Here is a 23,064-nt window from a genome sequence, read left to right as displayed (position 1 = left end):
TCTAGCGGATCGTGGGAGCGAGGACGGCTTCGGCGCCTGTCCAGTCGGCCTTGCCGTAGCGGTCGTTATCGAGGCCATGCAGCTTGCCGCGCCCGGTCGACATGTCGCGCAGGTATTGCATCCCTTGCCACGCTGGGAACGGCGCATCGGTCTCTTGGGTCAGCGCGCGCGCGACGGCTATGAACGCGCTCAGGCGACCGATGCCGCCGGCGCGCAGCAGCCGCCAGCGCCGGCCTTCCAGGCTGGTCAGCAGCTCGGCCAGCCCGCGCGGGCTGATCTGATCGCCAGAGATGCGCAGATGGCGGGGCGCGTCAGGGTCGAGCGCCGCGTCCGCGGTGTAGGCGGCGACGTCGTCTTTGGCGGTGAAGTCGAACACCTGGTCGGCATCGCCCCAGAATAGTACGAGGCGAAAGCGGTGCAGCACGATAGGAGCCTGACCGTCGAGGAGGTCCGCGAACGGCCCGTTGAGTATCGAGGTCGCACGGATCGGCGCCGCATCGAGGCGGGCCGCAAACCGGCGCCGTAGGTCCATGTTGCGATTGTCGCCCGGCCGGGTTGTCAGGTAGTCCAGGCAGAAGTCGGACGGGATGAAGCGCGGCACGCCGGCTGCCACCGCCGCGTCGAGCAGTTCCCCTTGTGTGTCGAGGATCACCGGCGCGGTGCCGTTCAGCGCGGACACGACGCACGCGGCCCCAGTTACGGCGTGCGTCAGCGCAACATCGTTCCTGAAATCGACGGAGATCTGTTCGACGTTGCCGCGGGCCAGCTCATCGGCCGGCCGGCGCACCAGCGCCCGTACCAGCCTACCCTTGGCCGCCAGCGCCTTGACGATCCGGGTGCCGAGGTCGCCGGTGGCTCCTGCCACGACCACCAACTGCTGGGTCTGCGCGCCATCCACTGCTCATTCCTCCATTCGCTCGCCGATCAGGTGAATAGTCGTTGCGCTTTCCTGCGATTAGCGGGGCGAAATGGGACAGGGTGTTGCAAAAGGTGGAGCGACGATGCAGCTCTCCGACCTGCGCGCGTTCGCGCGCATCACCGACCTGATGAGCGTGTCGGCCGCGGCGCGCGCGCTCGGCCTGCCGAAGTCGGGGGTCAGCCGCGCGCTCGCACGGCTTGAGCGCGATGTCGGTGCGGTGCTGGTGGACCGCTCGACGCGGCACTTGCGGCTGACCGACGCCGGCACGCTGTTCCGGCCGCACGCGCTCCGCATCCTGGCCAACGTTGACGAGGCGGGCACTGCACTGGAAGGGCTGGGAGGCGTCCCGGCCGGTACGCTGCGGGTCAGCCTGCCTTTCACGGTTGCGACCGCGCTTGTCGCACCCATGCTGCCGGGGTTCATGGCCGCCTATCCCCGGGTCCGCGTGATGCTGGCGGTCGAGAACCGCTTCGTCGACATGCCGGCCGAGACGGCCGACCTGCTGATCCGGGTGGGACCGCTCGTGGACAGCGACCTGATCGCTCGCCGGCTGCTGGTATCCGAGGCGTGGCTCTGCGCCAGCCCCGGCTATCTCGCGGCGCGCGGCACGCCCGCTCGCGTCGCGGACCTCCCCGACCATACGCTGATCGGCTACGGCGACCGGGCCATGGCCTACCAAGACGATGCGACCGGCGACGCCAGACGCATCGAGCTGCCGCCGGACGTCGCCATCTCCGACTCCGCGGCCCTGCTGCCGGTGGTGCTGGGCGGCGCCGGCATCGCGTACCTGCCCGACTTCCTTGCGAGGCCGTACGTCGCCGATGGCCGGCTGGTTCGGCTTTGGCCCGCCGTCGAGGGCAACGAGACCGTAATCCACGCGATCTACCCGAGCCACCGCAGCTTGTCGGCCAAGGTGCGAGTTTTCATCGACGCGCTGGCCGCCAGCTTCGATGGAGTGCATCATTAGCGGCTAAGTCGAAGTCTAGCGTCGGTACGGGATTTCCGCTCCCTCCGGGATACCCGGCCGGCTTACCGTCAGTCCGTGCCACCGCGCGTGAGAGCCTGGCGAAGCCGGAACTCGTTTCCGGACGGATCCACGAGGCGATATGTATCGCCGTCCCCTACGGCGGATGGATTGGCCGCAAGCGCGGCCCGGAGGTGCCCCGGCGTCTCGAAGCGCATCTCAAAGTGCCGCATGCGCGCCGAACCGGCTGGCGCGGGCGGCGCGCCCCGTCCCTGCCAGGTGTTGATGGCGATGCGGTGCTTGAAAGGGCCGCCAGCACCGAAGTCGGCGACCTGCATCGGCGGCCACCACCTTTCGAGCTCCAGACCCAGCCCCGCATAGAAGTCTCGAGCTCGTTCAAGGTCGCCGACATGGAGATGGATGTGCCCGACCTTCCTCCCCCTGGGAGCTGGCTCCTTCTCGGAGCCGGGCTCGTAAGCCTCGAAGATCTTTTCGAGGTCCAGAGGATAGGCACCGGGCCGTTCCACGCCGTCCGTGCCGATGAAGAGGAGCCGATTGCCCGCTCCTGGCCTCACGCCCCGGAACCGCTCCGGCGTCTCCAAGGTGACTTCGACGTTTATGCCGTCCGGATCAGCCAGATAGATCGCCTTCGAGAAGGTGTGGTCCGTTGGCGAGACAGGATACTGTAGGTCCGAGAACCGCTTGAGGAGCCGGGCGAAGTCCCGCTCGTCCGGCGTATGAATGGCGACGTGGTAGAGACCGCTGAACCCCGGCTGGACCGGCGCCCTGGCACCTCCGTGTAGGACTAGAAGCGTCTCGTCCGACGTCCCGACCTCGATGCTGCCAAGCCCGCCCGGGCGCTGCGTGAAGCCGAACAGCACCTCCCAGAACCGCGCAGTCCGGTCCGGGTCGGTGACTTCGAGATGAACTGGGCCGAAGGAGACGAAATCCTGATCCGACATGGTGCTTTCCATGAACGACGAGGGCGAGGACGGCACCTGTTTCATCGAACTAGGCGACCGAGCGCGGCGCGCTGGAGGTGGATCAGGGCGGCCAGCAGCGCCGCGATGACGACGGTGTGGATCCAGTCGATGTGCAGGACAGTGACCTGGGCGACGAAAGCGCCGAGGTCGACGACCAGCAGGAGGATGGCGGCGAGCGCGGAGAACGCCGGTACGAGGACCGCGATCCCGCCGATCAGCTCCAGGATGCCTGTGAAGTAACGGAACCACTGGCCGAGGCCGACGACGTCGAACTCGTCGATCATGGCCTGCCGACCGCCCAGCTTCATCAGCGCGGCCAGCACGAATGCCGTCCCCAGAATGATCCGGAGAACCCATAGGCCGAGGTTTGCTGAGCGGCTTCGGCCGGTCGGTTCAGTGATTGTCGTTACATTCATGATGTCTGAAATTTCCTCATCTCGCGTCGGGCACGTCGCGCGGAGGCCGGTGACGGCCGGACGGACGGCTCGGTTGCGACCATCTCTGGCCGCCGCCATGGTCACCGCTGGCTCGAATGGCGTTTGCGTCTCAGGCGGCCAACTGCCCGACCGCCTCGCGAGCCGAGGCCACGGCCTTTGCTTTTGCGTCCGGGCCGAAGTTCATACCTTCCGCCAGCACGAACTCGGGAACGATGCCCATGAAGCCGAAGGCGGTCCGCAGCAGGGTCTCCGCGTGCTCGGCCGACACGGCCGCCGTACCGGGACCGTAGAAGCCGCCCCGGGCGACCGCCACGATGACGCGTTTGCCTTTGGCAAGCCCCTCGACACCGCTTGGGCCCGGCTTGAACGTCGTGCCCGGGACGATCAAGCGGTCGATCCAGGCCTTTAGCTGGGTAGGCACGGTGAAGTTGTACATCGGCGCCCCGACGACCACGACGTCGGCGACTAGGAACTCTTCCAGCATGCGGTCGCTCTCGTCGCGAACCGCCTGGGATGCCGCATCGAGGGGACCAGCCATGACGGAGCCCGGATGCTTGCTGGGCAGGCTCGCTGGCGTGAGGTGGGGCACTTTCTCGGCGGTGAGGTCGCGATAGGTGACATCCGCCTGACCGCCGGCCGCGAGGCGTCCGACGATAAGTGCGGTGAGCTCGCGCGAGACTGAGCGTCCGCCGAGGATGCTGGTGTCGACATGCAGAAGTTTCATGATGTAACCTTGGTTCTCCTTTGTGCCTATCATTCTAAGCGGTCCGAAAGGACGCGCAAGAACGCACAAGTTTGAAACCGAGGTTACATAGTTGTGACTGCCCCAGCGAATAAATTGTCGCCTTCGTGCCGCAAGATTTCGCAGCTCCTGTCGCGCATAGGAGACAAGTGGAGCGTGCTTGTGATCATGACTCTGCTGCGCAAGCCGAGCCGCTTCAACGAGCTCAAGCGCGACATTGATGGTATTTCCCAACGGATGCTGACTTTGACCTTGCGCAACCTTGAACGTGATGGCTTGGTTAAGCGGACGGTCACGGCATCGATCCCGCCTCGTGTAGACTATGAGCTGACCAAACTCGGGGGCTCGCTGTCAGCATCGGTTCAGGCACTGGGAGGCTGGGCCTTCGAGCATTTCGAGGAGATCGACGCGGCGCAGGCACGGTGGGATGCGGGCGAACGTGCTGACGTGCGGGTTTGATTGGTCGAGGCGCCTACGACGAAGGAAGAGAGCAGACTGCCATCGGGCGCTTCAACGCCACGCTTGCGTTCGAGGCCAGTCCAAGCGCCGGTAAGCAAAGCCTCCGAATACCTCAGAAGGGTTGTGAGAAGAGGCACGGAGATGACGTCCGCTTCCGTGGATTGCCTCCCGAATGCGGACTGGCAAAAATCTACCCAACTCAGCCATTCAGGGGCACCCAGCGCGGGACCGGATTTGGCCGAAAGCCGTCGGTCCGCTTCGGAGCAGGCGCGCCGGAAAAGTGGACAGCCTCCTCCCGACCCAACCCAGCCGTCCAAAGCGCCATGGGCGTTTCCCATGAGCGGTCATTTGCCATTTGTCCTGCGACTTCGGTTCGGGGTGGAAAGCGGCCGTACCAGGATGCGCCCTTAAATGGCGAGATGCCACAACCAAGGGTCATCGCGCTCGGCGGATAAATAGCGCATAAGGGATCATCACTGGCTTCGGGATCGGCCGTCAGTGCCTGAGAGCAGCGAGCGCTCCCGGCCTGATCACACGGAGCACGATTTTGGCTAACAGCAGGCCTTTAGCCATCCTCATTGCGGAGGCTGATGAGGTCGTCCGTATGGTCACGGCCGACATGCTGGCGGATGTTGGCTTCCAGACTATAGAGGTCCGCACTGCCGCCGAGGCGCTGGCGGTTCTCGAAGGACCGATCCCGGTGAGCATGCTGATTACGGGACGCGGCATCGTGGGCGACGGCGTTGCCCTCGCCCACCTCGTTCATCACCGTTGGCCCGCTGTTGGCATCATTGTCACCTCAGGGGCCGGAGCGGACCTTCAGGGGGAGCTGCCGCCAGGCGTGCGCCTGCTCAGCAAGCCCTACGATTTTGCAGACCTCATCCACGAAGTGGAAGCTGGTCTCGCACAGCTGCAGGACGAGCCCTCAGGCGCTCCCGTACTCCCGGGCGGTGTACCGCCCCATACGGGAACTGAGACGGGCAACGGCATGGGAGCTGTTGCCGCTCCCACGACAGAGCCGGACAAAACGTAACTCTTGCTTTCACGACGGCTCGGTCTGAACCGCATCAGCTTGGCCAAGGCGATCGCCGCTTCTGAGAACGCTCCCTCGATAGCGGACCGTCGCAAAACCACTCATCTGGGACGTTCGAGTGGGCGATGCGTGGCGGCAGATGCTGGCCGAAAGCGGCAAGTCTGCTTCGGAGCGAGGCTGCTGGAAAAGCGAACAAGCTCCTATCGACCCAACCCAGCCACCCAGACCGCTTTCGAGGCTTCTCCAAAGCGGTCGCCGCCGGCCTTCCGGTGGCTTCGGCTCGGGGTGGAAAGCGGGCTTTCAGAGCCTAGTGACCCACCTCGAACTCCACCTCGACCTGTCTATCAGCAGCGAGACGGCGCAGGCGCAATGCTGCCGGAGTGTCTGCGGTGCCTAAAGTCGAGAATCCGACGAAGAGCGTTCTCGGTCTACGTCAAGTCGAACTGGACGCATTGGAAAGGTCCTCGAAGCTCGCGCACTCGCCTGCGAACACGAGGTTCTTGTCGTCCGCTCGGCGGTCGTTCGGCACCGCCGTCGGGACGACGAACACGCGGTCGTAGCAGAAAGGCGCAATGGCCCCGCCGCCATTCCATGATGCCAGGGCCGCCTTGAATGACCCATCCGGCGACGCGACGACAGTTATGTTGTTCGGCGCAGGCTTGGCACCTCGCAGTGACGACCAGACCCATCCCGCGACGGTACCAAGCCCGACGAGTGCGAGGGCGATCGTCAAAATGCGAGCCGCCAGCCTCACCATGTCGGCCTCCGAGCGACCCATTTAGTTAAGCCGCCGCTCACACTCGCACACGCAACCTGACGGTCTGCTAAGGCCGTGAGTGGGCCCGAAGCCGATGAGCCCCGAGGCGAGACGCGGAGCCGTCGCTCCGGTCTGTGCAAACGCGGGTGCCATCACGGCAGCACACAGCGAAGCGATTGCCGCAGCGACCCGGCATCCGCGTCGGAGTTCAGCCTCGAACCTGGAGCCAGGATGACCGACGACCCCCGACGATGGTTCCAGGGCTCGACGTCATGAGCGCGATCGGTCCTCGGACAAGCCCTGTGCTGAGCCGTCTCGCGCGATCGCCGCGTCCATAATGCGTCGCCGTGTCCGCATGAACCTGATCGCTCCCCAGACCAGCGCCGCGACCACCGTAGCGAACATGAGTGGGAGAAGCGCGATCACGATCCAGCCCATCATCAGCATGGCATAGAGGTCATGGCCGATGTCGGCACCCGCGACGAGACAAGGTTGAGCCCCCGCCTCGGTGACATGGCACCCGGTCAGGTTCGTGATGGTCAGTCCGGCCAGGAACACGAAGGTCGGCAGCCAGACGAGGAAAACGGTTGCGATAGCGAGGAAACGTCCGAGCGTCCGAAGGACACGCCCCAACATCGTCCGCCACGACGGGGACGGCGTCATGGCGAAAGGCACGGAAAGTGCCGAGGCTCGACACGCCCCGGTGCAGTCCGTTTCGGATCTACGGGCGCGAACACTTCCAGGACCGACATGCGGGCGAGCGGACGCCGGTGCTACCCGACGACCGCATCGACGATGCGGCAGAGGTTGTCGCTCATGCTGAGGGCGGCCTGCCCCCCCTGGACCATGAACACGGCGTCGATTCGGCTGCCCTTCCCGGACTTGCCGACCACGACGCGCAGGGTCTGCGACCGTCCGGAGCCGCTGGTCTCCTGCTGAGCCGTCAGGGTGCCGAGTCGCTTCCCGGCGTTCACGTTCACGAAGCCCTCGGCCAGGACCGCCCGCGTCCCCCGTTCGAAGGCGGCCTCAGGACCCACGCCGGGGGATATCGCCCAGGTCTTGTAGGTGATGCCTTGCAGCATCGGAGCGCCTTCGCTGCGATAGTTCTCGGCACGGGGCTGTGCATTAGCCACGGACACACCGAACATCATGAGCATCGCGGTACAACCGAGTGTTCTCAGCATCGATCCCTCATGTCCCATGGCTCGCACGCGATGCAGGCCGGTGGCTCAGGCCTTCTGGATCTGTCAAGCCCTGTTGGCGATCGCCCTCCGTCGCGTAGTTGAATGAAGGCCGGAGCAGCACCCTACCGATCTTCGACTCTCAGGCAATCATCTATCGATATGCTCGAGAGCTTTCAAAGCGTCGCCTCCATATGCGAAAGACCTTCCGATAAAGATCGCGCACGACTCGATCGATCACGCAAAGATCGTGCGGCATCACGGTGAAAATATGTCCGCCGCCTCCCTGAGGTTGCATTCGAAAATCGCCAAGATATGGTCCGCTGCTCGCGGCAGACGAGTTGATTTGCTTCTAGGTCGACGTCGTCAGGGGGGTACAGTGGCGGAATTCCAGGCACGCAGGCTAGTGAGTGCGACAGTTTTTGCCTGCGTGATGGTCATCGCAGTCGAATCATCAAGTGCCGTCTTGGCCCAGACTCAGAGCAACCCCTATGCGGTGGGTCCAGGCGCGGCGCCGGCACTCGAAGGTGCGCTCAACATCTGGGAGCGCCGACTGGTCCAGGAAGGGCTGATCCTGCTCGGCTTCTACAACGGCTTCGCCGACGGCAACTTCAGCAAGAGGACGCGCGACGCGATCGCGGCCTTCCAGACCAAGCGCGGCCGGCCCGCGACCGGCGAGCTGACGGCGGTGGACGGGCTCGCCCTGGGGAGCGCGGCGCTGAGCCTGCGCAAGAAGCTCGGCTGGCGATCCCTCGACACGGCGACCGGGATGCGAATGTCCTATCCCGCAGCCCTTCTGACCAACAGGACGCCCAACGATGGCACCCGCGGGGAGGTCGTGAAGTCCGGCGACGGCCACGTCTCGATGATGACCGTGGCGATCCCGGATGCCGCCCCCGACGGGATCGACCAACTCTACGGTCAGCAGTTGAACGCGCCAACCAATCGGGTCACCTACAAGCTACGCAGGGGCAACGGATTCATCCTCTCCGGCGAGCGGCAGGGCGGCAAGTTCTACGCGCGCTTCGAGCAGCAGGGTCGCGAGATCCGCGGCTACGACCTAATATGGCACAACGACGCCGACGAGATGATGCAGAGCGTCTCCGTCTTGATCTCTAACGGCTTCTACCCGTTCGGCGACAGCGCGTCAGACGGGCAGCCGGATTACCCGACCCTCGGGAGGCTCGCTCGGATCGCGGAACAGGGTGCGCGACAGCACGGCGACCAAGCCGAGACAAGAGCGGACTCCTCATCGGGCCGCGAGACGTCGGCTGCGGCGAACACCGCCGACCGGGCCAACGGCCTCGTCGAGCGCCAGTCGGACGCCCTGCCGCCGCCGACCGACGGCAAGCTCGTCACCTCGGACGGCAAGGGTCTACGCTTCACCTACCAGTACCTGCCGCCCGAGAACCCCGACCTGCGCTACGCCTACCAATGGGCGACGGACACACACCTGCTCAGCCGCATACCCGAGGTCGATGGGCTCGACGGCATGCTCGTGTTCCCACGTCCTCTGCGTTACGTCGCGGCCCAGTGCGGCATGGTCAATGCCTTCTACACCAAGGACAAGGGCGCGGTCGTGCTCTGCTACGAGCTCATCGACAGCATCACGAAGATGGGTAGCGCTCTGGCCAAAGGTGCCTCGGACCCGAAGGCGCTGACGGTCGAGTTCGTGCGCAACAACTTGCGCTTCATTCTGCTGCACGAATCCGGCCACGCGCTGATCGACCTGCTCGATCTTCCCGCGGTAGGGCGCGAGGAGGACTCCGTCGATCAGTTGGCGGCAGTACTACTCCTCTCGAACGCTGACAAGCGTGAGAGCCGCAACGAGATCGCTCGTGTCCTCCAGCTGTCCGCCACGTGGTTCAAGGTCAATGCCGCCGGGACGAAGGGCGACGACGTGCGTGTCTTCGCGGACGAGCACGCGCTCGACGCCCAGAGATACTTCAATATACTGTGCTTCGTCTACGGCCGGGATCCCGAGAATTTTCACGGCATCGTCGACCAGGGGCTGCTGCCGAAGGAGCGCGCGGTCCGGTGTCCCTCCGAGTCGGCCAAGATCACCCGCTCCTGGTCGCGACTGCTGCTCCCTCACTTCGCGCCGCGGTTCAAGCCCCGCGACGAGGCGTCCGCGGAAACCGCGGCCGCGCCGCTGCCCACGGCCCGGCAGGAGCGCAACCCGCTCGAATGGGACGGTAAGTCCAACCCTTTCGGGAACTGATCCCCTCGTCCGAAACGCCGTCGCGGGCGTCCCATCCGCATCGTGGCCGCCGCTCTTTCGCGAGGCTGGGGGTGGACCGGGCAAACGACACCCGAACCGTAGGCATGACCTGAGATGCGCCCCCCCTTCGCGGCCGTTGCCGCCATCATCACGACCCTATCGCTGCCCGCCTGGGCCGACGACAGCAGCGCGGCGCTGGCGGCAGGCGGCCTCGTCCTGGAGAGGACGGACAAGATCGCCCTGGTGTCCGAGGACCTCTTCCTGTCCGAGAAAGGCGTGCGCATCGCCTATCGCTTCCGCAACCTGACCGATGCAGACGTCGAGACAACGATCGCCTTCCCGATGCCGGACATCTCTGGCGGTCCCGAGGCGATGCTCGATATCGCCGACCCGGCACACGACAATTTCCTTCGCTTTGCCACGCAGGTCGACGGCGACCCGGTCGCGTCGCAGGTCGAGCAGCGCGCCTTCGTCAGGCCAAGCGACAAGCAGGAAGACGAGGTCACCGCCAAACTCAGGGCTCTGCGCATTCCCCTGGTCCCCACCACCGACGCGACCGAGAAGGCTTTGAGGGCGCTGAGTGACGATCAGCGCCGCGGCCTTGTCGAGGCCGGCCTGCTGGAGCCCAAGGAGGGGAGCGACGGGACGACGGATTACTACCCGCTCTGGACGCTGCGATCAAAGTTCTGGCGCCGGCAGGTCTTCCCCGCCCGCCGGGAAGTGGTCGTAAGGCAGAGCTACGTGCCGAGCCTCGGCGGCCTCTCCAGCCTGTCCTTCGGCTCCTCGAGCCAGGACCCGGCGCAGAAGGCCGGCTACCGCGAGAAGTTCTGCACGGACGCCGTCTTCGAGAAGGCGGCGCAGGCCCTGAGCCGAAAGGCGACCGCCGACGGGGGTAAGACGTTCCAGGCTTTCGAGAAGTACCTGTCCTACATCATCACCTCGGGGGCCAACTGGGCCGGAACGATTGGCGAGTTCCGGCTCACGGTTGACAAGGGCGATCCTGTGACCCTCGTCTCGTTCTGCGGTAGCGGCGTCCGCAAGACCGGCCCAACGACCTTCGAGATGGTGGTGAAGGACTACGTGCCGCGGCACAACATCGACGTCCTCCTGCTGAAGACTCTGAAGAACGGATGAGGCGGCTCATCAGGTCGATGACGATCGCTGGACACCCGACGGGACATGCTAATGCATGGCCTTCAGCGGGGCGCGGCCGGCCCGGAAGGCGCGAAGGTGCTCGAGGTGTAGCCGTCCTCGCCGGTGGTCCGCAGCACGCGGCCATCGCACTCGCGGATGCGGTGGCTGTAACTATGGCTGGTCTCGACCTGAGGCCGGTCGGTGCGTGGGGTGCCGTTGTGCCACCACAGGGTCGCATCGTAGCGTGCGCTCGCCGGCCCGGTGCGCTCGACGCCGCTTGTATCGAGGGACACCTCCCGGATCATGCCGTCCGCCATGGCGGACTTCGGCGCGACCTGACGTCGATCCTCGGCCGCAAGGGCCCGGAGCGTGTCGAGGCAGGCAGTGTCGGACGCCAAGACTTCCACCATGGTCTGGGCGGGCAGTTGCCCGCTGGCGAAAGCAGCCATCGGCGACACCGCCACGACGCCGACCACGCCGACGCAAATCCATCCCCTGCTCATCGCACCCCCGCTCCGCGACCGCCGAGCGGTCTGCCGATCTCGACGCCGGCACCGGCGACGCCCCAGCGCGCGACCGCTCTCCTTCAGCATCTACGCCAACCCTCGGCCAAGGTAACCCCGATGAAGCGCTTCTCCTGGGCCGCCAACCCGTCCGCCATCATCGCCATGCTCGCCCTCGCTTCGCCGGCCTACGCGATCGACTGCCGCAAGGCCGCCACCGCCATCGATCGCATGATCTGCGCCGACAGGCGCCTACAGATGGCGGACGCCGCAATGGGCCTGGCCTATACCAGCCTCCTCAAGACTACGGACAATGCGGAGATCCGCGCGGCGTTGGTCGCCAGTCAGAAGCGCTGGCTCGCGACCCGCGACCGGCGGCTCGGCCACCTGAACGAGGATCAGGATCCGCCCGACCCTGCGGCGTGGCGCACGATCGTGCTGAAGGCCATGCAGGACCGCACCCGGGACTTGACGCCTTCCACCGAGGGCGCCGCGAAGCTGCCGCGGCTGATCGCGACTGTGGCGGCGCAGCGCCGCTTCGCTGCGCGGTTCAGCGGGGGCCCCTTCGCGGGCTTCGCCACGACCTGCGATTTCCTGCCTGGAAGCGGCACTTACAGCTACGGCTGCTTCGCCATGCAGAGCTATCAGAACGACGACCGCGTCTGCAGGCGGACCGAGGACTGGGCGAGCGGTAGCGTCTCCGAGACGCGGTTCGTCGGCCGGGTCGTGGATGGTGCGCTGCGGACGGTCGCGACCTGCTCGATCGGCGGCGGCGATGGGCCGAGCTGCCCGGACCGCTCATCTGGGTCGCGGGGCGCATGGAAGCGGCCGGCCGCCGCGTCGGACGCGGAGAAGCCACCCGCCCCGCCCCTGCCCAAGCTCGACGCCGACGTATGGATGGACGACGACGCACCGTGGCTGCCGGTCTGCCTGACCGATCCCGCCTACCCGCCGCCCGGGACCGCGAGGGCGCCGTGATGCACCTTCACTTGCCACCTGGAGGCCCCGATCATGGGCGGTCTCAGACGATGACGAAGCGTATCGCGCTCTTCGGCGCGGCCCTCGCCCTGCCGCTGGTCCTGTCGGCCCTGCCGGCCATGGCGTCCGGGCCCTGCGATGACAAGGACGCGCTCCTGAGCCACGTCTACCCGAAGGCGAGCCGCAGCGGCGACGGGTTCGATCTCAAGGGCAGCTACGTCCAGCACGTGTCGTCGGCCTCCGTCGCATGCAAAGTCTGGCCGGCCGACCCGAGCCTGACGCTGGTGGCCGTCCCGCTGATCGAGGCCGCTCCAGACACCGCCGGTGACATCCGCGGCGACGTCGAGATCCTCGTGCTCGACTCCGCCAGCGGCCGGCCCCTCGCCCGTCGGATCGAGATGGCCATGGCCTTCTCCGACGCGATCCAGTTCGATGGCGTCACCCTGGATACCGCGCGCTACGACATCCGGCCTGGTACGCGCGCTTTCGGGCTGCGGACGGCGCAGAGCGGCAGCTCGCGCGTAAACCCGTTCTCCGAGGAAGCCCTCTGGCTCTACGGCTTCGAGGGTGGGCGCATCACGCGCGTGCTCGACGGCTTGGTAGTCGGGCGGGTCACGGGCGAGAACGACGGCAACTGCACCGGGACGACGACGGCGATCCGGCGCACCGTCTCCGTCGGACCGGAGGCGCGCGGCGGCTACCGTGACCTCGTAGTAGATCAGACCGAGGCCCGGGAGTCATCCTCGAAGGCGGCGGGGGACCGGTGCCGCTCGGCGAAGGCCCCCGGCCCCGGAGCACAGGAGGTGATCCGGTTCGGGAGCGTCCGGTACGACCCGCCTGCCGGCCTGCAGCCCAAGCCCGACGGCACCGGAGGCGGCTGGTTCTCGCTGGTCGCGGTGGAGGCTGCCGGCACCAGGCTCGCGTCACCTGCTCCGGCGTCGTCCACGGGCACCCCACGCCCGTCTTTCGCGTGCGCGAAAGCTACCACGAAGGTGGAGCGCGCCATCTGTGCCAGCGCTCCCCTGGCGAAGGCCGACTCGGAAGTCGCCACGCTCTATCGCGAACGCCGCGCCGCCTTGCCCCCTGCGGCCGCCGTGCTCCTCGCGCAGGACGAGACGTATTTCCTGACCTCCCGCGAGCGGGTCTACGGCTACGGCGAGACGGACCCGGACGACCTCCTGCTCGCCGTTATCCGAGGGCGGGCGGACTTCCTGCGGAGCCTGCGCACCCCGCCTGGGGACGGTCTGGAGGGTAACTGGGGCAACCTCTTTGCCAAGATGACGGTGGCGCGGTTCGGACGGCCTGTTTCAAGTCGACGTCAACGGAAACGAGCCTGTCACGGCGCGCTGGGTTTGCGATGTCCAAGGCACGGGGCGTCTCGCCGACGGCGTCCTCGAGGTGAAGGTCGAGGCGGACGGGTCCGCGCTCCGGCTGCGCCGGGACGGGCAGACGCTCAAGGTGGAGGCAGTACCCCCGCCCGGCAAACGCGCCTGGACGCCCGGCTACTGCGGCCTGAACGGCTCGCTCGCGGGCGATTACTTCACGACGCAGGCATCGCCGCGGTGATGGATCCGAGCGTCTCAGGAATGCAAGGAAAGGACGGATGCGCGATACTCTTCTGACCGCCCTCGCGGGCGCTTGTGCCTGTCTCGCTGGCACGGCTGGCGCCCAAGCCGAGCCGGCTTGTCCCTCCCGGGACTTCCCGGCCTTCTTAGCCGCCTTCGTCAACGACGTCGCTGTCCAGAAGGCCTTCGTCGCCGTGCCGCTGCGCAGCGACACCGTGGATGCCGACGCCGAGCCCGAACCGAAGCCCGTGAGCAGGATGCTCACGGTAGATCAGATGCGCTTCCCGCTCATGCCGAGCACGCGCGATCAGGCCAAGTACCGATTGAAACAAGAGGTGATGGCCGTGACACGCGACGACATGCGTGTCCGGCTCTACACGCCGGATACGGGCAACCAAGTCATCTACGCATTCCGTCGGGGAACCTGCTGGACGCTCTACCAAATCAAGGACGACAGCCTGTGAGCCTCGCCGTGACGATCGAAGCTTGCCGCAGCAGCCGGCGCGGGCTTTTGCCCGGCTGGCGTGCAGCCTTCCTCGCGCTGTCACTCATCGGCCCAGGCGATCTGACATTTGTCTCCGTCGCTCGGGCCGCTGCCTTCGACTGCGCTGCAGCGCGTGGCAGAATCGAGACCCTCGTCTGCGCCGACCCCGGCCTGTCGAAGCTCGACGACGAACTGAAGGCCCTCTTCGACCAGATCGAAGGGGAGACGCGTGGCACCGACGGCGAGACGGGCAAACGTATCGATGCATTCGGCGAGGACCATGCCCGCTGGCGGGAGCGGGTCCGCGACGCCTGCGCCGACACAGCCTGTCTCAGGCAGGTCTACGCCGCGCGCATCGAACAAGCGAGGCGCGACTGGCGCCAAACTCTGCCGGTCGCCTCAGCTTCGGGCACACCTGCGCTCCGGCACTATGTCAATGTCCGCTTCGGCTTCTCCGTTGATGTCCCGGCCGAGCTCGTCGCCGAGCGGGCGCCGGACAACGGCGACGGACAGGCCTTTCATTCTGCAGAGGGCGGACTGCAGCTCACGGTCTGGGGCAGCAACAACGCGCTCGGTCAGACTCTCGAAGCATTCGTCGCCGACGACCATGCGCGCTGTCAGCGGCAGCCTGCCGCCTACCTGCGAAGGAAGGCCCACTGGATCGTGTTGTCCTGCGCGACCGGCGAGGACACCCTTTATCAGAAGACCATTCGCTCGGGCGGCTCCGGCGCCTTCTTCGTAAGCGTGCGTCTGCGCTATCCCGCGAGCGAGCAAGCCCGGTGGCAGGGCGCCGTCGCTACGGCCTCGAGCTCGCTGCGTCTCATCCCAATCGATCGAGACCTTCGCTGACCCTGTACAGCGCCAGTTCCAAAGCCGGGGCCGTGCACCATCGTGGCACCACGTGGTTCCGCGAGCCCGGCGGATTGTTCGAAGCCGAAAGGAAGCACGAGCATGAAGAACGCGACACCACGGCCGATATTTCGGCGACGCGCCGTCGCACTCGCGCTGCCGTTGGCGCTCGCCGCCTCCGGTTCGCAAGCTGCACCCTCCCCGCCCTGTGCTCCCGATGCGGGCAAGCAAGCCTTGAAGCTGCTGCGATTCCACATGGACAACGATGACCGCGCCACGATCGACCCGCGGAGCATCCGGCAGATCGGTACGGTTGCCGCGCTGGTCGGGGGTCGTCGCTTCGACGTGGTTGAGGTGGAGGGCAGCGTCTACAAGGGCGAGTACCGGATCAGGCTGATCTATGCCCGCCCCGCCGGCAGCTGCGTCCTAATGGGGCAAGAGATCTTCGAGCGGAGTGATCCCTATTAAATGCGGCTATCCCGTCGCCCGTCGGGATAGTTCATGCGGTAAACGCAGCAGATCGGCCCTCGGCAACGCAGAGGGGTATATCTATCCAGATGCATGCGTATCGGAAAGGCACAGCTGCGCTCCGCTGGTCAAATCCTGGTCGCTCGGGAAGCTACTACTCGGGGGAGTGCGACGGTGATCCTCCCTCGGCTTCGCGGACACCTCTGATACGCTCTGGCTGAGCGGGGAAGGTGTCGGATGGCGAAGACGAGACGGGAGTTCACGCCTGAGTTCAAACGCGAAGCGGTCGCCCTGCTGGAGAGCAGTGGCCGGCCGAAGATGCGGGTCGCGGCCGAGCTCGGGATCCAGCCCTCGATGTTGCGGCAGCGGCCCGCCATGCTGAACGGGGCCTCACCCGGGCCGCGGTCAGCTGGATCGACGGGAGCCTCGCCACCAAGCCCGGTCGCCTCGCCGTCCGATCAGGGCGCCGAGATCGCCCGATTGCGGCGTGAGCTCGACCGCACGCGCATGGAGCGCGACGTGCTAAAAAAAGCCATCGGCATCTTCGCGGAGATGCCCAAGTGACCATCGCCTTCGTCGAGCAGCATGTACGGACCTGGCCGGTGCGTCGCACAGCCATCCGCGCGCTCGCCGAGCTGAAGAATCTGCCGACCAAGCGGCCGCTCCCCGCCGAAATGGACAACTCTCCGGCCCGAGAGGACGCAGGCAACACGCGAAACGGCTATACGGTCGAGCGGGAACGGCGTCACAGGCACGCCGTGGACCCCGCGGAATTCGGTCAGTGGTCGCCACCATCCATATCATGCCAGCGGAGGTATGCCGGCAGCGGTCGCGACGGTCCTTCGAAAGGATGTCGACGGGCCCCCCGGTTCTGAACGGCAGAACCATCTGACAATCGACGCTCTCAACCTCGATGTAATCGCGTGCAGCGTCACGCCACGCTGATCCTACGACCCGAGAAACGGAATCTCTACTTTCCCCACGAACGGCCGCTCGAATGCGGCATCGATGGTTAAGCGGCGTTAAAACAGAGACGACGGGGGCAAAGCGACCTGCATTCTGCTGTGCAGAGGTCCATCGTGATTAGAAGCGTATTAAATTATGGCTGGCTCAATAGCGTCATGCCGGCCAAATTTCAGACTAAATCTCAACTGCACCTCGCGATCATAGGACTTCTTTCAGTCCTTACCGTCGACGGCGGCGCAGCGTGGCTCGGCTGGAAGTCCAGGCTGTGGATAGAGGGCTCAGCACGCCGAAACCTACAGAACCTTGCATTGACAATATCAGAACAGACAAAGCAGGCCCTAGACGGAATCGACCTCGTACATAAAGGGATTGTTAGCCAAATCGAATCGAAGGACGTTCGCACAACCGACCGGTTTGATGTTTTGGCCGGCACAGAAGCGTGGCACAACATTTTGCTCGATCGTATGAGCGGGTTGCAGCAGCTCCAATCGATCCAGCTGATCGACAATACGGGCAAATTAATAAATTCATCGGGAATGTGGCCGATGTCCGACCTAAATGTATCGGACAGGGACTATTTCCAATACTTTAGAGTCGACCCATCGCGCAGCTACTTTATAAGCCAGCCCTTAGAAAATCGGATCGGCGGAAGAATTATCGTCTATCTAACTAGGCCTGTTCGGGACCCCGATGGACGCATACTCGGTCTTGTTCTTGCAGGTCTAAGAATTCCATATTTCGAGGATTTTTACAGAGCCGTCTCGCTTGAGCCCGATAGCGCGATAACGTTGTTGCGAGATGATGGCGTAGCGCTCGCGCGGCATCCCAAGGTGTCTTCGCCGCCTCCGGTCCGCGTGGCCGCCGACAGCCCACTCTTCACGGAGGTGCTGCCACACTCCGATCATGGAACCTTTCGGCAACTAAGCTCACTCGACGGTGCCGATAGATTCATCTCAGTTCGGAAGGTCAAGCAATATCCAGCCGTCGTAGCGGTCAGCGCCAAGGCCGATCAAATCCTTTCTCGATGGAACCAAGCCGCCGCAACCCTCTTTGCCGTAGCCGCGCTGCTCAATTTATTAATAGTAGTCGCGGTCTTGCTCGGGCGCAAATTAATCCGAAACAAGGTCCGCGCGGAATATACGTCTTGCCACGATCCACTAACTGGCCTTGCCAACCGTCGGTCGTTTCATGAAGAGATCGACAACGCTTTGAAATCGAAAAAAGAATTCTCTATCGCGCTGGTTGATCTCGACAATTTCAAAACTGTGAACGACGTCCTGGGCCACTGCGTCGGCGACGAACTTCTGCAGCGGGTAGGCCGGATTTTCGATGGTATTCTTCAGCCAGGCGATATGGTTGCTCGACTGGGTGGCGATGAATTCGCATTCATCAGTTACTCCAGGATGGACCAGATAAGCTCAAAAATATTGGAAAATTTGAATGAACCGATCGAACTCGCCGATCGACGATTGTCGATCGGCGCCAGTATCGGTGTCGCCGTCTATCCCAGAGATGGGACCGATACAAACGGGCTCATTAGAAGGGCCGATATGGCTCTGTATGAAGCCAAGTCCTCGGGCAAGAATGTAACGCGGTACTTCCATGAAGCCATGGAGCACGCTGTCTTTGAAAAACAAACGCTGGAAACGGATCTGCGCGAGGCCGTCTCCGCAAACCAACTAGAACTCTATCTCCAGCCCATCGTGCGACTAGAAGATGGGTCTCCTACAGGGTACGAGGCGTTGCTGAGATGGCACCATCCCGTTCGTGGTATTGTTTCTCCGATGGAGTTCATACCAATCGCCGAGAGTTCCGGGCTTATCGTGCCGATAGGTGAATGGATTGTCCGAGAGGCCTGCCGAACAGCCGCCAACTGGTCGGCTCCTTTGATGATATCAGTCAATTTGTCCTCCGTGCAGTTTGCATCCGAAGGCTTGGTCGAGACAATCAAGAATGCCCTTTTCGAAGCGGGCCTACCTGCCCATCGCCTAGAGGTGGAGATCACCGAAACAGTTTTGCTGGAAACCGATCCATCAGTCCTTGCCGCCCTGCACAACCTTCGCAATCTGGGCGTGCGCATCGCCCTGGATGACTTCGGAACTGGGTATTCATCACTGAGCTATCTAACGAGTTTCCCATTCGACCGGATCAAGATTGACCGCTCCTTTGTCAAGAATATTCTGACCAATTCAAACAGCGCAACGATCGTTTGCGCCACGATTGCGTTGGCGGAGAGCCTCGGATTGGAATGCACCACCGAAGGCGTTGAGACTATAGACCAAGCTAGATTTCTTCGTAAAGCTGGCTCCACAGCTGCTCAGGGGTTCTTATTTGGCCGACCTGTTCCTGCAGTGCAGATCTCGGAGCGGATCGCATCCGGAAATGTGTTCAGACACCACACCGGGGAAGCTGAACGAGAACCTAAGTCAAAAGGTCTGTTACGACCGGTCGACGCAGATGTCGAATAAGACGATGCTCAATCTCCTGGTCCTCAAGTGCTAGATTTGTCGCATCCCACCGTCGACGCATAGTTCGGATCCCGCGACAAAGCTCGCCTCGTCGCTCAGCAGGAACAGCGTGGCCGCCGTCACTTCCTCCGGACGCGCCATGCGGCCGAGCGGGATCGGCGCGATCAGCGCGGCCCGCGCCTCCTCCTCCACGCCCGCCATCATGGCCGTGTCGGTTGGGCCGGGGGCCACCACGTCCACGCGGATGCCCTGCGGGGCAAGTTCCGCGGTCCATGTGCGCGCGTAGGAACGTCGCGCCGCCTTCGTCGCGCAATAGGTCCCGTAGGGCGTGATGCCCGCGGCGTCGGCGATCGGTTCTTCCGCAGGTTCGGTGCTGAGGGCTTTTTGAGGCGTTGCTCCTCAGAGACTCCGAGGGCCAACGCGATGGCGATCTCGAATCCGTCGCTGCCCTCGGTTCCAGAAGGCGTGCATGTCGACGAGCTGGCGCTGGACGTCAGTACGCTGACGATGACGGCCAGGACGACGACACCGCGTGCGTCCTGCCCGCAGTGCGGGCAGGGGTCGGCGCGGGTGCACAGCGCGTACCGGCGAACCCTGAAGGATCTGCCCTGGCAGGACCGCGCTCTCGGGGTCGTGGAGCGGCATTAGCCCGAGATCAGAGAGGCCGTCCGCCGCGTCGCGTCCCAAATCCCGGAACCCATCGTCGCTGCGGCTGATTCCGCGGACCCACCTCCGGAAGAGGACGCTGGGCCGGGCGGCGGGCGGCGGCGACAGCGCTGCGAGGCAGCCTTGCGCCTGCACGGCGAAGGCCTCTCGATCAAGGCGATCGCGCGCACGCTCGGTGCCTCTCGCAACGGTGTGCGGCACTGGTTGCGCGCCGGCGCCTTCGTGCGCTATCGCCGGGCTCCCGCCCCGACCCAACTCGATCCTCATCTGCCCTTCGTCGAGGCGCGCTGGCGGGGCGGTCAGCACAATGCGACAGCCCTACATCGCGAGCTTCGCGCCGTCGGCTTCGAGGGCGGCTACGAGATCGTCCAGCGTTGGGCGAAGCGGCGGCGGTCATGCACGGGACACGACGGGCCGGTGCAACCGTCCTCGGCCCAAATCCCCTCGACGCGCCGCATCGCGCGGTGGCTGACGTGCGATCCGGCCAAGTTGTCGCTCGATGACCGCTGCTTCGTCGAAGTGCTCTGCGGTCTCGCACCCAGGTTGCAGGCCGCGGCCGAGCAGGTGCGCGGCTTCGGCACGATCCTGCGCGCGGGTGATCCCGCCGCGTTGAAGCCGTGGCTGGATGCGGCCGCCGCGAACGAGCTCGGCAGCTTGGTCGCCCGGCTGCGATAGGACGAAGCCGCCGTGCAGGCGGCCATCGCGGAGCCATGGAGCAACGGGCCGGTCGAGGGACAGGTCAACCGCCTCAAGCTGACAAGCGCTCGCTGTACGGCCGCGCCGGCTTCGATCTGCTTCGGCAGCGCGTCCTGCACGCCGCCTGAGGCGCCTGCTCTCCTCCAGCGAGAACACCAACCCAGCCCTCAGCATCGAACCTGCGGAAGAACCATCGTTCGACGCCGATCCACACGCCAGGCGCCCGCCGGTGCGCGGGTTCGGCCAGCGCGCGACGTCGCGGGACGCGTAGACGGCGGAATCGGGCTCTCCCGACGCGGTCAGGGCGCGGCAGGCGGCGTCGCAGGTCAGGCCCCCCGGATCGGCGACGAGGCCGGCAGCGGCGAGCCAGCCCCTCTCGCGCGTCGCGCCGAGGGCGACGATGACGAGATCAGCCGCGATGACCGCGCCGCCCGCCAAGTGCGCGCCGCACCTGCCCCGCATCGCCTGAGAAGGCCTGCACTGTGGTGCTCGGGCGGACATCCACGCCGGAATCCCGCGTCTGCCCCGCGAGCGTGGACCCGATCGCAGTGCCGACCAGGTGGGCGAGCGGCGTCGGGTTGGGATCGACGAGGGCACCGTCAGGCCGAGGTCGCGGCAGCAGGAGGCGGCCTCGCAGCCGATCAGTCCGGCGCCGACGATGAGAACGCGGCTCGGCCGCAGCGCCAGCGCGCTCCGGAGGGCGCGGGCATCCTCCAGGGTCCGGATCGTGAAGATCCCGGCGAGACCGGCGCTCCCGGTCGAGGGCGACGGCCGGCTGACCGAGCCGCCACTGCGCCTAAAGACGGGTGAGCTGCGGAAGCGCGGTCGCCTCAGGGGGAAGTTCGCCCGCGAGGACGTGCTTGGACAGGGTCGGCCGGTCGTAGGGCCGGTGCGGCTCGTCACCGACCAGGGTCAGGGGGGCGTCATAGCCACCGTCCCGCAGCGCCTCCGCGCCCCGCAGCCCGGCGAGGGAGGCGCCCACCACGACGATCCCCGGTCGCTCGCCGCCGTTCGTGGTTCCTGCTCCTCGGTTAGGTCGGCGGGCTCGACCGCGATGGCCCGGAACGAGGAGGCCTGCTCTGCCCGCTCGATCTGCAACCGCTTCACCTCCGGCGGCGCCGGATCGTAGAACAGGATCTCGTGACCCCTGATCTCGAAACGGTCCGGTGCGTCGTAGCAACACTGGGCGTAGGCCTGGCAGCGATTGAGATCGACGACGACACGCATTCCCGGGCTCCGGGTGAGGGTTGGGGTGACCGGTGGGCCGGAAGCCGCGATGGTTCGGATGCAGGACGGGGTCATGTCCAGGCTCGCAGGCGACCGGAGCCCAGCGCTTCCTGTGCGCAGCGATAGCCGAGCTCGGCCGTGGCCTCGAAGCTCGACGACGCCCGCAGGTCGGCCCCTCGGCCAGGGCGGGCTTGAGCAAGGCGGCGGCGCGGGTGACAGCCGCCATGGTCTGGGCGTCGCTCGACACCGTGGCGGAGCGCAGGAGCAGGTGGGCGATGCCGGGGAGCTGGTCAGAGATGCCGAGGAAGCGCCGGAACGCCTGTGCGCCCCGGCCCCGCCGCGGCATGACCCGGAAGGCGGCGTCGCTGCCGACATCGACGGCGAGGGCCGGCCCGCGGTCGAGATCGGCCATCACGTCGGCGGGCAGGTTGTTCATCATGTCGCCGTCCACGAGGATTCCGTCGGCGCTCGCCACCGGGGCAGCAGGCCGGGAATGGCGATGCTGGCGCGGATCGCCCGGTCGAGGGGCCCGGCCCAGTGGACCGTGGCGGTGCCGGTCGTGAGGTTCGAGGACACGCAGAAGAACTGGCGCCAGAGATCCTCGGCGCGGGCATCCCCGAACCGCGCGGCGAGCTCCGCATCGACCTTGGCCCCGCGCGTCAGGGCGTGGAACGGCAGGGTGTAGTCGCCGAGGGGGTTGCGCCCGACGAAGGACGCGACCGTGTGGCTCTCGATCGCGTCGAGGCTCCAGTCCAGGGCGACGCTGGCGGCCGGGATCGAGCCCATGCTGGTGCCGCCGACGAGGTCAATGTCGAGCCCGGCCTCACCGAGCGCCCGCAGGACGCCGAGATGGACGAGGCCACGGGCCCCGCCGCCACCGAGGACGAGGGCGCGGGCGTGGCCGGACGCGATCCGCGCGAGCCGGGCGAAGTCGCCATCGTGGTTCTCGCGAACCTGAAGCGGCAGGGAGAAGGGGAGTGCGGCGACGTCCGGATGCAGGGGCCCGGCAGGCGGGCCCCGGCGGGCTGTGCCACCGCGAGGTCCATGCGGATCCACGGGGAGCAGATCGAGGCCAGGTAAGCCGCCGCGCCCGGCCGTGGCGGCGCGCCGGGCGCGGCCAGCAGCAGGACGTGGTCGGCATGGCGCAGGCAGAGCCGGCACCAGGGGCAGTCGATCTGGTGCGCGACGAAGACCGTGCGGTCGTGCCCCTGCTCGTAGCGGTGGAACCACGCCTCGTCGGCCTCGGGCGGCCGTTCGGACAGGCGGCCGGCCCGCCCCGGCTTCCGGCCCCTACCATTGTGGCACGCCCCCGAAGGACAGTCGCAGGGCTTCTTTAACCACGCAGGTACACTCTGACCCTGGCC

21 protein-coding genes and 4 pseudogenes are annotated in these 23,064 nt (G+C 65.8%); 13 read left to right on the top strand and 12 right to left on the bottom strand.

Annotation, left to right across the window (positions count from 1 at the left end; all coding sequences use genetic code 11):
• Position 1 precedes the first annotated feature (1 nt).
• Complete coding sequence (locus CIW48_RS22820; RefSeq protein WP_149312788.1) at positions 2-898, bottom strand: NmrA family NAD(P)-binding protein; 897 nt, start codon at positions 896-898, stop codon at positions 2-4.
• A 103-nt stretch (positions 899-1,001) separates the two neighbouring features.
• Here CIW48_RS22820 and CIW48_RS22815 point away from each other — a divergent pair, with 103 nt between their 5' ends.
• Positions 1,002-1,886 carry a LysR family transcriptional regulator gene (locus CIW48_RS22815; RefSeq protein ID WP_149312787.1) on the top strand — a complete coding sequence of 295 codons (885 nt, stop codon included), beginning with the start codon at positions 1,002-1,004 and terminating at the stop codon, positions 1,884-1,886.
• 68 nt (positions 1,887-1,954) lie between these two features.
• Here CIW48_RS22815 and CIW48_RS22810 read toward each other — a convergent pair whose 3' ends face one another.
• The 3 genes from CIW48_RS22810 to CIW48_RS22800 form a co-directional block, all read right to left on the bottom strand.
• Positions 1,955-2,845 carry a VOC family protein gene (locus CIW48_RS22810; protein ID WP_173009367.1) on the bottom strand — a complete coding sequence of 297 codons (891 nt, stop codon included), beginning with the start codon at positions 2,843-2,845 and terminating at the stop codon, positions 1,955-1,957.
• A 41-nt stretch (positions 2,846-2,886) separates the two neighbouring features.
• Positions 2,887-3,282, bottom strand: coding sequence for a DoxX family protein (locus CIW48_RS33440; protein WP_281407378.1), 396 nt, complete (start codon positions 3,280-3,282; stop codon positions 2,887-2,889).
• A 130-nt stretch (positions 3,283-3,412) separates the two neighbouring features.
• Positions 3,413-4,027: an NAD(P)H-dependent oxidoreductase gene (locus CIW48_RS22800; protein WP_149312784.1), complete on the bottom strand. Its 615-nt coding sequence runs from the start codon at positions 4,025-4,027 to the stop codon at positions 3,413-3,415.
• An 87-nt stretch (positions 4,028-4,114) separates the two neighbouring features.
• On the opposite strand from CIW48_RS22800, the gene CIW48_RS22795 reads away from it, so the two are divergent.
• Together CIW48_RS22795 and CIW48_RS22790 are read left to right on the top strand one after the other, a co-directional pair.
• Entirely contained in the window at positions 4,115-4,504 is a 390-nt protein-coding gene (locus tag CIW48_RS22795) for a helix-turn-helix domain-containing protein (RefSeq protein WP_149312783.1), read from the top strand.
• A 604-nt stretch (positions 4,505-5,108) separates the two neighbouring features.
• The gene (locus CIW48_RS22790; protein ID WP_246695380.1) at positions 5,109-5,537 is read left to right on the top strand and encodes a response regulator; all 429 of its coding nucleotides are present in this window, start codon (positions 5,109-5,111) and stop codon (positions 5,535-5,537) included.
• 433 nt (positions 5,538-5,970) lie between these two features.
• Here the strand turns inward: CIW48_RS22790 and CIW48_RS22785 are convergent, their stop codons facing one another.
• The 3 genes from CIW48_RS22785 to CIW48_RS22775 form a co-directional block, all read right to left on the bottom strand.
• Complete coding sequence (locus CIW48_RS22785) at positions 5,971-6,294, bottom strand: hypothetical protein (protein WP_149312781.1); 324 nt, start codon at positions 6,292-6,294, stop codon at positions 5,971-5,973.
• Between the two features lie 270 nt (positions 6,295-6,564).
• On the bottom strand, positions 6,565-6,930 hold the full coding sequence (locus tag CIW48_RS22780; RefSeq protein WP_197739370.1) for a hypothetical protein: 366 nt from the start codon (positions 6,928-6,930) through the stop codon (positions 6,565-6,567).
• 137 nt (positions 6,931-7,067) lie between these two features.
• The gene (locus CIW48_RS22775; RefSeq protein ID WP_246695379.1) at positions 7,068-7,376 is read right to left on the bottom strand and encodes a hypothetical protein; all 309 of its coding nucleotides are present in this window, start codon (positions 7,374-7,376) and stop codon (positions 7,068-7,070) included.
• 565 nt (positions 7,377-7,941) lie between these two features.
• On the opposite strand from CIW48_RS22775, the gene CIW48_RS22770 reads away from it, so the two are divergent.
• Positions 7,942-9,696: a DUF4344 domain-containing metallopeptidase gene (locus tag CIW48_RS22770; RefSeq protein ID WP_173009365.1), complete on the top strand. Its 1,755-nt coding sequence runs from the start codon at positions 7,942-7,944 to the stop codon at positions 9,694-9,696.
• Positions 9,697-9,810: 114 nt separating this feature from the next.
• Complete coding sequence (locus CIW48_RS22765; RefSeq protein ID WP_149312779.1) at positions 9,811-10,830, top strand: DUF4424 domain-containing protein; 1,020 nt, start codon at positions 9,811-9,813, stop codon at positions 10,828-10,830.
• 62 nt (positions 10,831-10,892) lie between these two features.
• On the opposite strand, the gene CIW48_RS33435 is transcribed toward CIW48_RS22765, so the two are convergent.
• The gene (locus tag CIW48_RS33435; RefSeq protein WP_173009364.1) at positions 10,893-11,333 is read right to left on the bottom strand and encodes a hypothetical protein; all 441 of its coding nucleotides are present in this window, start codon (positions 11,331-11,333) and stop codon (positions 10,893-10,895) included.
• A 120-nt stretch (positions 11,334-11,453) separates the two neighbouring features.
• Between CIW48_RS33435 and CIW48_RS33430 the strand changes: the two genes are divergently transcribed.
• The 7 genes and pseudogenes from CIW48_RS33430 (at position 11,454) to CIW48_RS22730 (ending at position 19,111) form a co-directional block, all read left to right on the top strand.
• Entirely contained in the window at positions 11,454-12,311 is an 858-nt protein-coding gene (locus tag CIW48_RS33430; RefSeq protein ID WP_173009363.1) for a lysozyme inhibitor LprI family protein, read from the top strand.
• A gap of 50 nt (positions 12,312-12,361) precedes the next feature.
• A complete protein-coding gene (locus CIW48_RS22755) occupies positions 12,362-13,933 on the top strand; it encodes a hypothetical protein (protein WP_149312777.1) in 1,572 nt (523 codons plus the stop codon).
• Complete coding sequence (locus tag CIW48_RS22750; RefSeq protein ID WP_149312776.1) at positions 13,915-14,340, top strand: hypothetical protein; 426 nt, start codon at positions 13,915-13,917, stop codon at positions 14,338-14,340. The genes CIW48_RS22755 and CIW48_RS22750 overlap by 19 nt, the downstream gene beginning before the upstream one ends.
• Complete coding sequence (locus tag CIW48_RS22745; RefSeq protein ID WP_149312775.1) at positions 14,337-15,209, top strand: hypothetical protein; 873 nt, start codon at positions 14,337-14,339, stop codon at positions 15,207-15,209. The genes CIW48_RS22750 and CIW48_RS22745 overlap by 4 nt, the downstream gene beginning before the upstream one ends.
• Before the next feature lie 102 nt (positions 15,210-15,311).
• A complete protein-coding gene (locus CIW48_RS22740; RefSeq protein ID WP_246695378.1) occupies positions 15,312-15,677 on the top strand; it encodes a hypothetical protein in 366 nt (121 codons plus the stop codon).
• A 237-nt stretch (positions 15,678-15,914) separates the two neighbouring features.
• Positions 15,915-16,285, top strand: a pseudogene (locus tag CIW48_RS22735) (transposase); the annotation flags it as partial.
• 471 nt (positions 16,286-16,756) lie between these two features.
• A complete protein-coding gene (locus CIW48_RS22730; protein WP_149312774.1) occupies positions 16,757-19,111 on the top strand; it encodes an EAL domain-containing protein in 2,355 nt (784 codons plus the stop codon).
• Between the two features lie 30 nt (positions 19,112-19,141).
• Here CIW48_RS22730 and CIW48_RS22725 read toward each other — a convergent pair.
• Positions 19,142-19,462: pseudogene (locus CIW48_RS22725) on the bottom strand (SDR family oxidoreductase); the annotation flags it as partial.
• A gap of 93 nt (positions 19,463-19,555) precedes the next feature.
• Between CIW48_RS22725 and CIW48_RS22720 the strand changes: the two are divergent.
• Positions 19,556-20,601 (top strand): annotated as a pseudogene (locus tag CIW48_RS22720) (transposase family protein).
• A 668-nt stretch (positions 20,602-21,269) separates the two neighbouring features.
• Here CIW48_RS22720 and CIW48_RS34195 read toward each other — a convergent pair.
• From CIW48_RS34195 to CIW48_RS34185, 3 genes and pseudogenes are all read right to left on the bottom strand, one after another.
• Complete coding sequence (locus CIW48_RS34195; protein ID WP_246695385.1) at positions 21,270-21,455, bottom strand: hypothetical protein; 186 nt, start codon at positions 21,453-21,455, stop codon at positions 21,270-21,272.
• A gap of 62 nt (positions 21,456-21,517) precedes the next feature.
• Positions 21,518-21,700, bottom strand: a pseudogene (locus tag CIW48_RS34190) (ferredoxin); the annotation flags it as partial.
• Between the two features lie 435 nt (positions 21,701-22,135).
• Positions 22,136-22,756: a patatin-like phospholipase family protein gene (locus CIW48_RS34185; RefSeq protein WP_281407377.1), complete on the bottom strand. Its 621-nt coding sequence runs from the start codon at positions 22,754-22,756 to the stop codon at positions 22,136-22,138.
• Positions 22,757-23,064: the final 308 nt, after the last annotated feature.

The sequence above is a fragment of the Methylobacterium sp. P1-11 genome (genome assembly GCF_008329595.1).
In the GTDB taxonomy this organism is placed as follows: Bacteria; Pseudomonadota; Alphaproteobacteria; order Rhizobiales; family Beijerinckiaceae; genus Methylobacterium.
The sequence above is the reverse complement of the archived record's forward strand: the minus strand, read 5'-3'. Positions and strand labels throughout refer to the sequence as shown.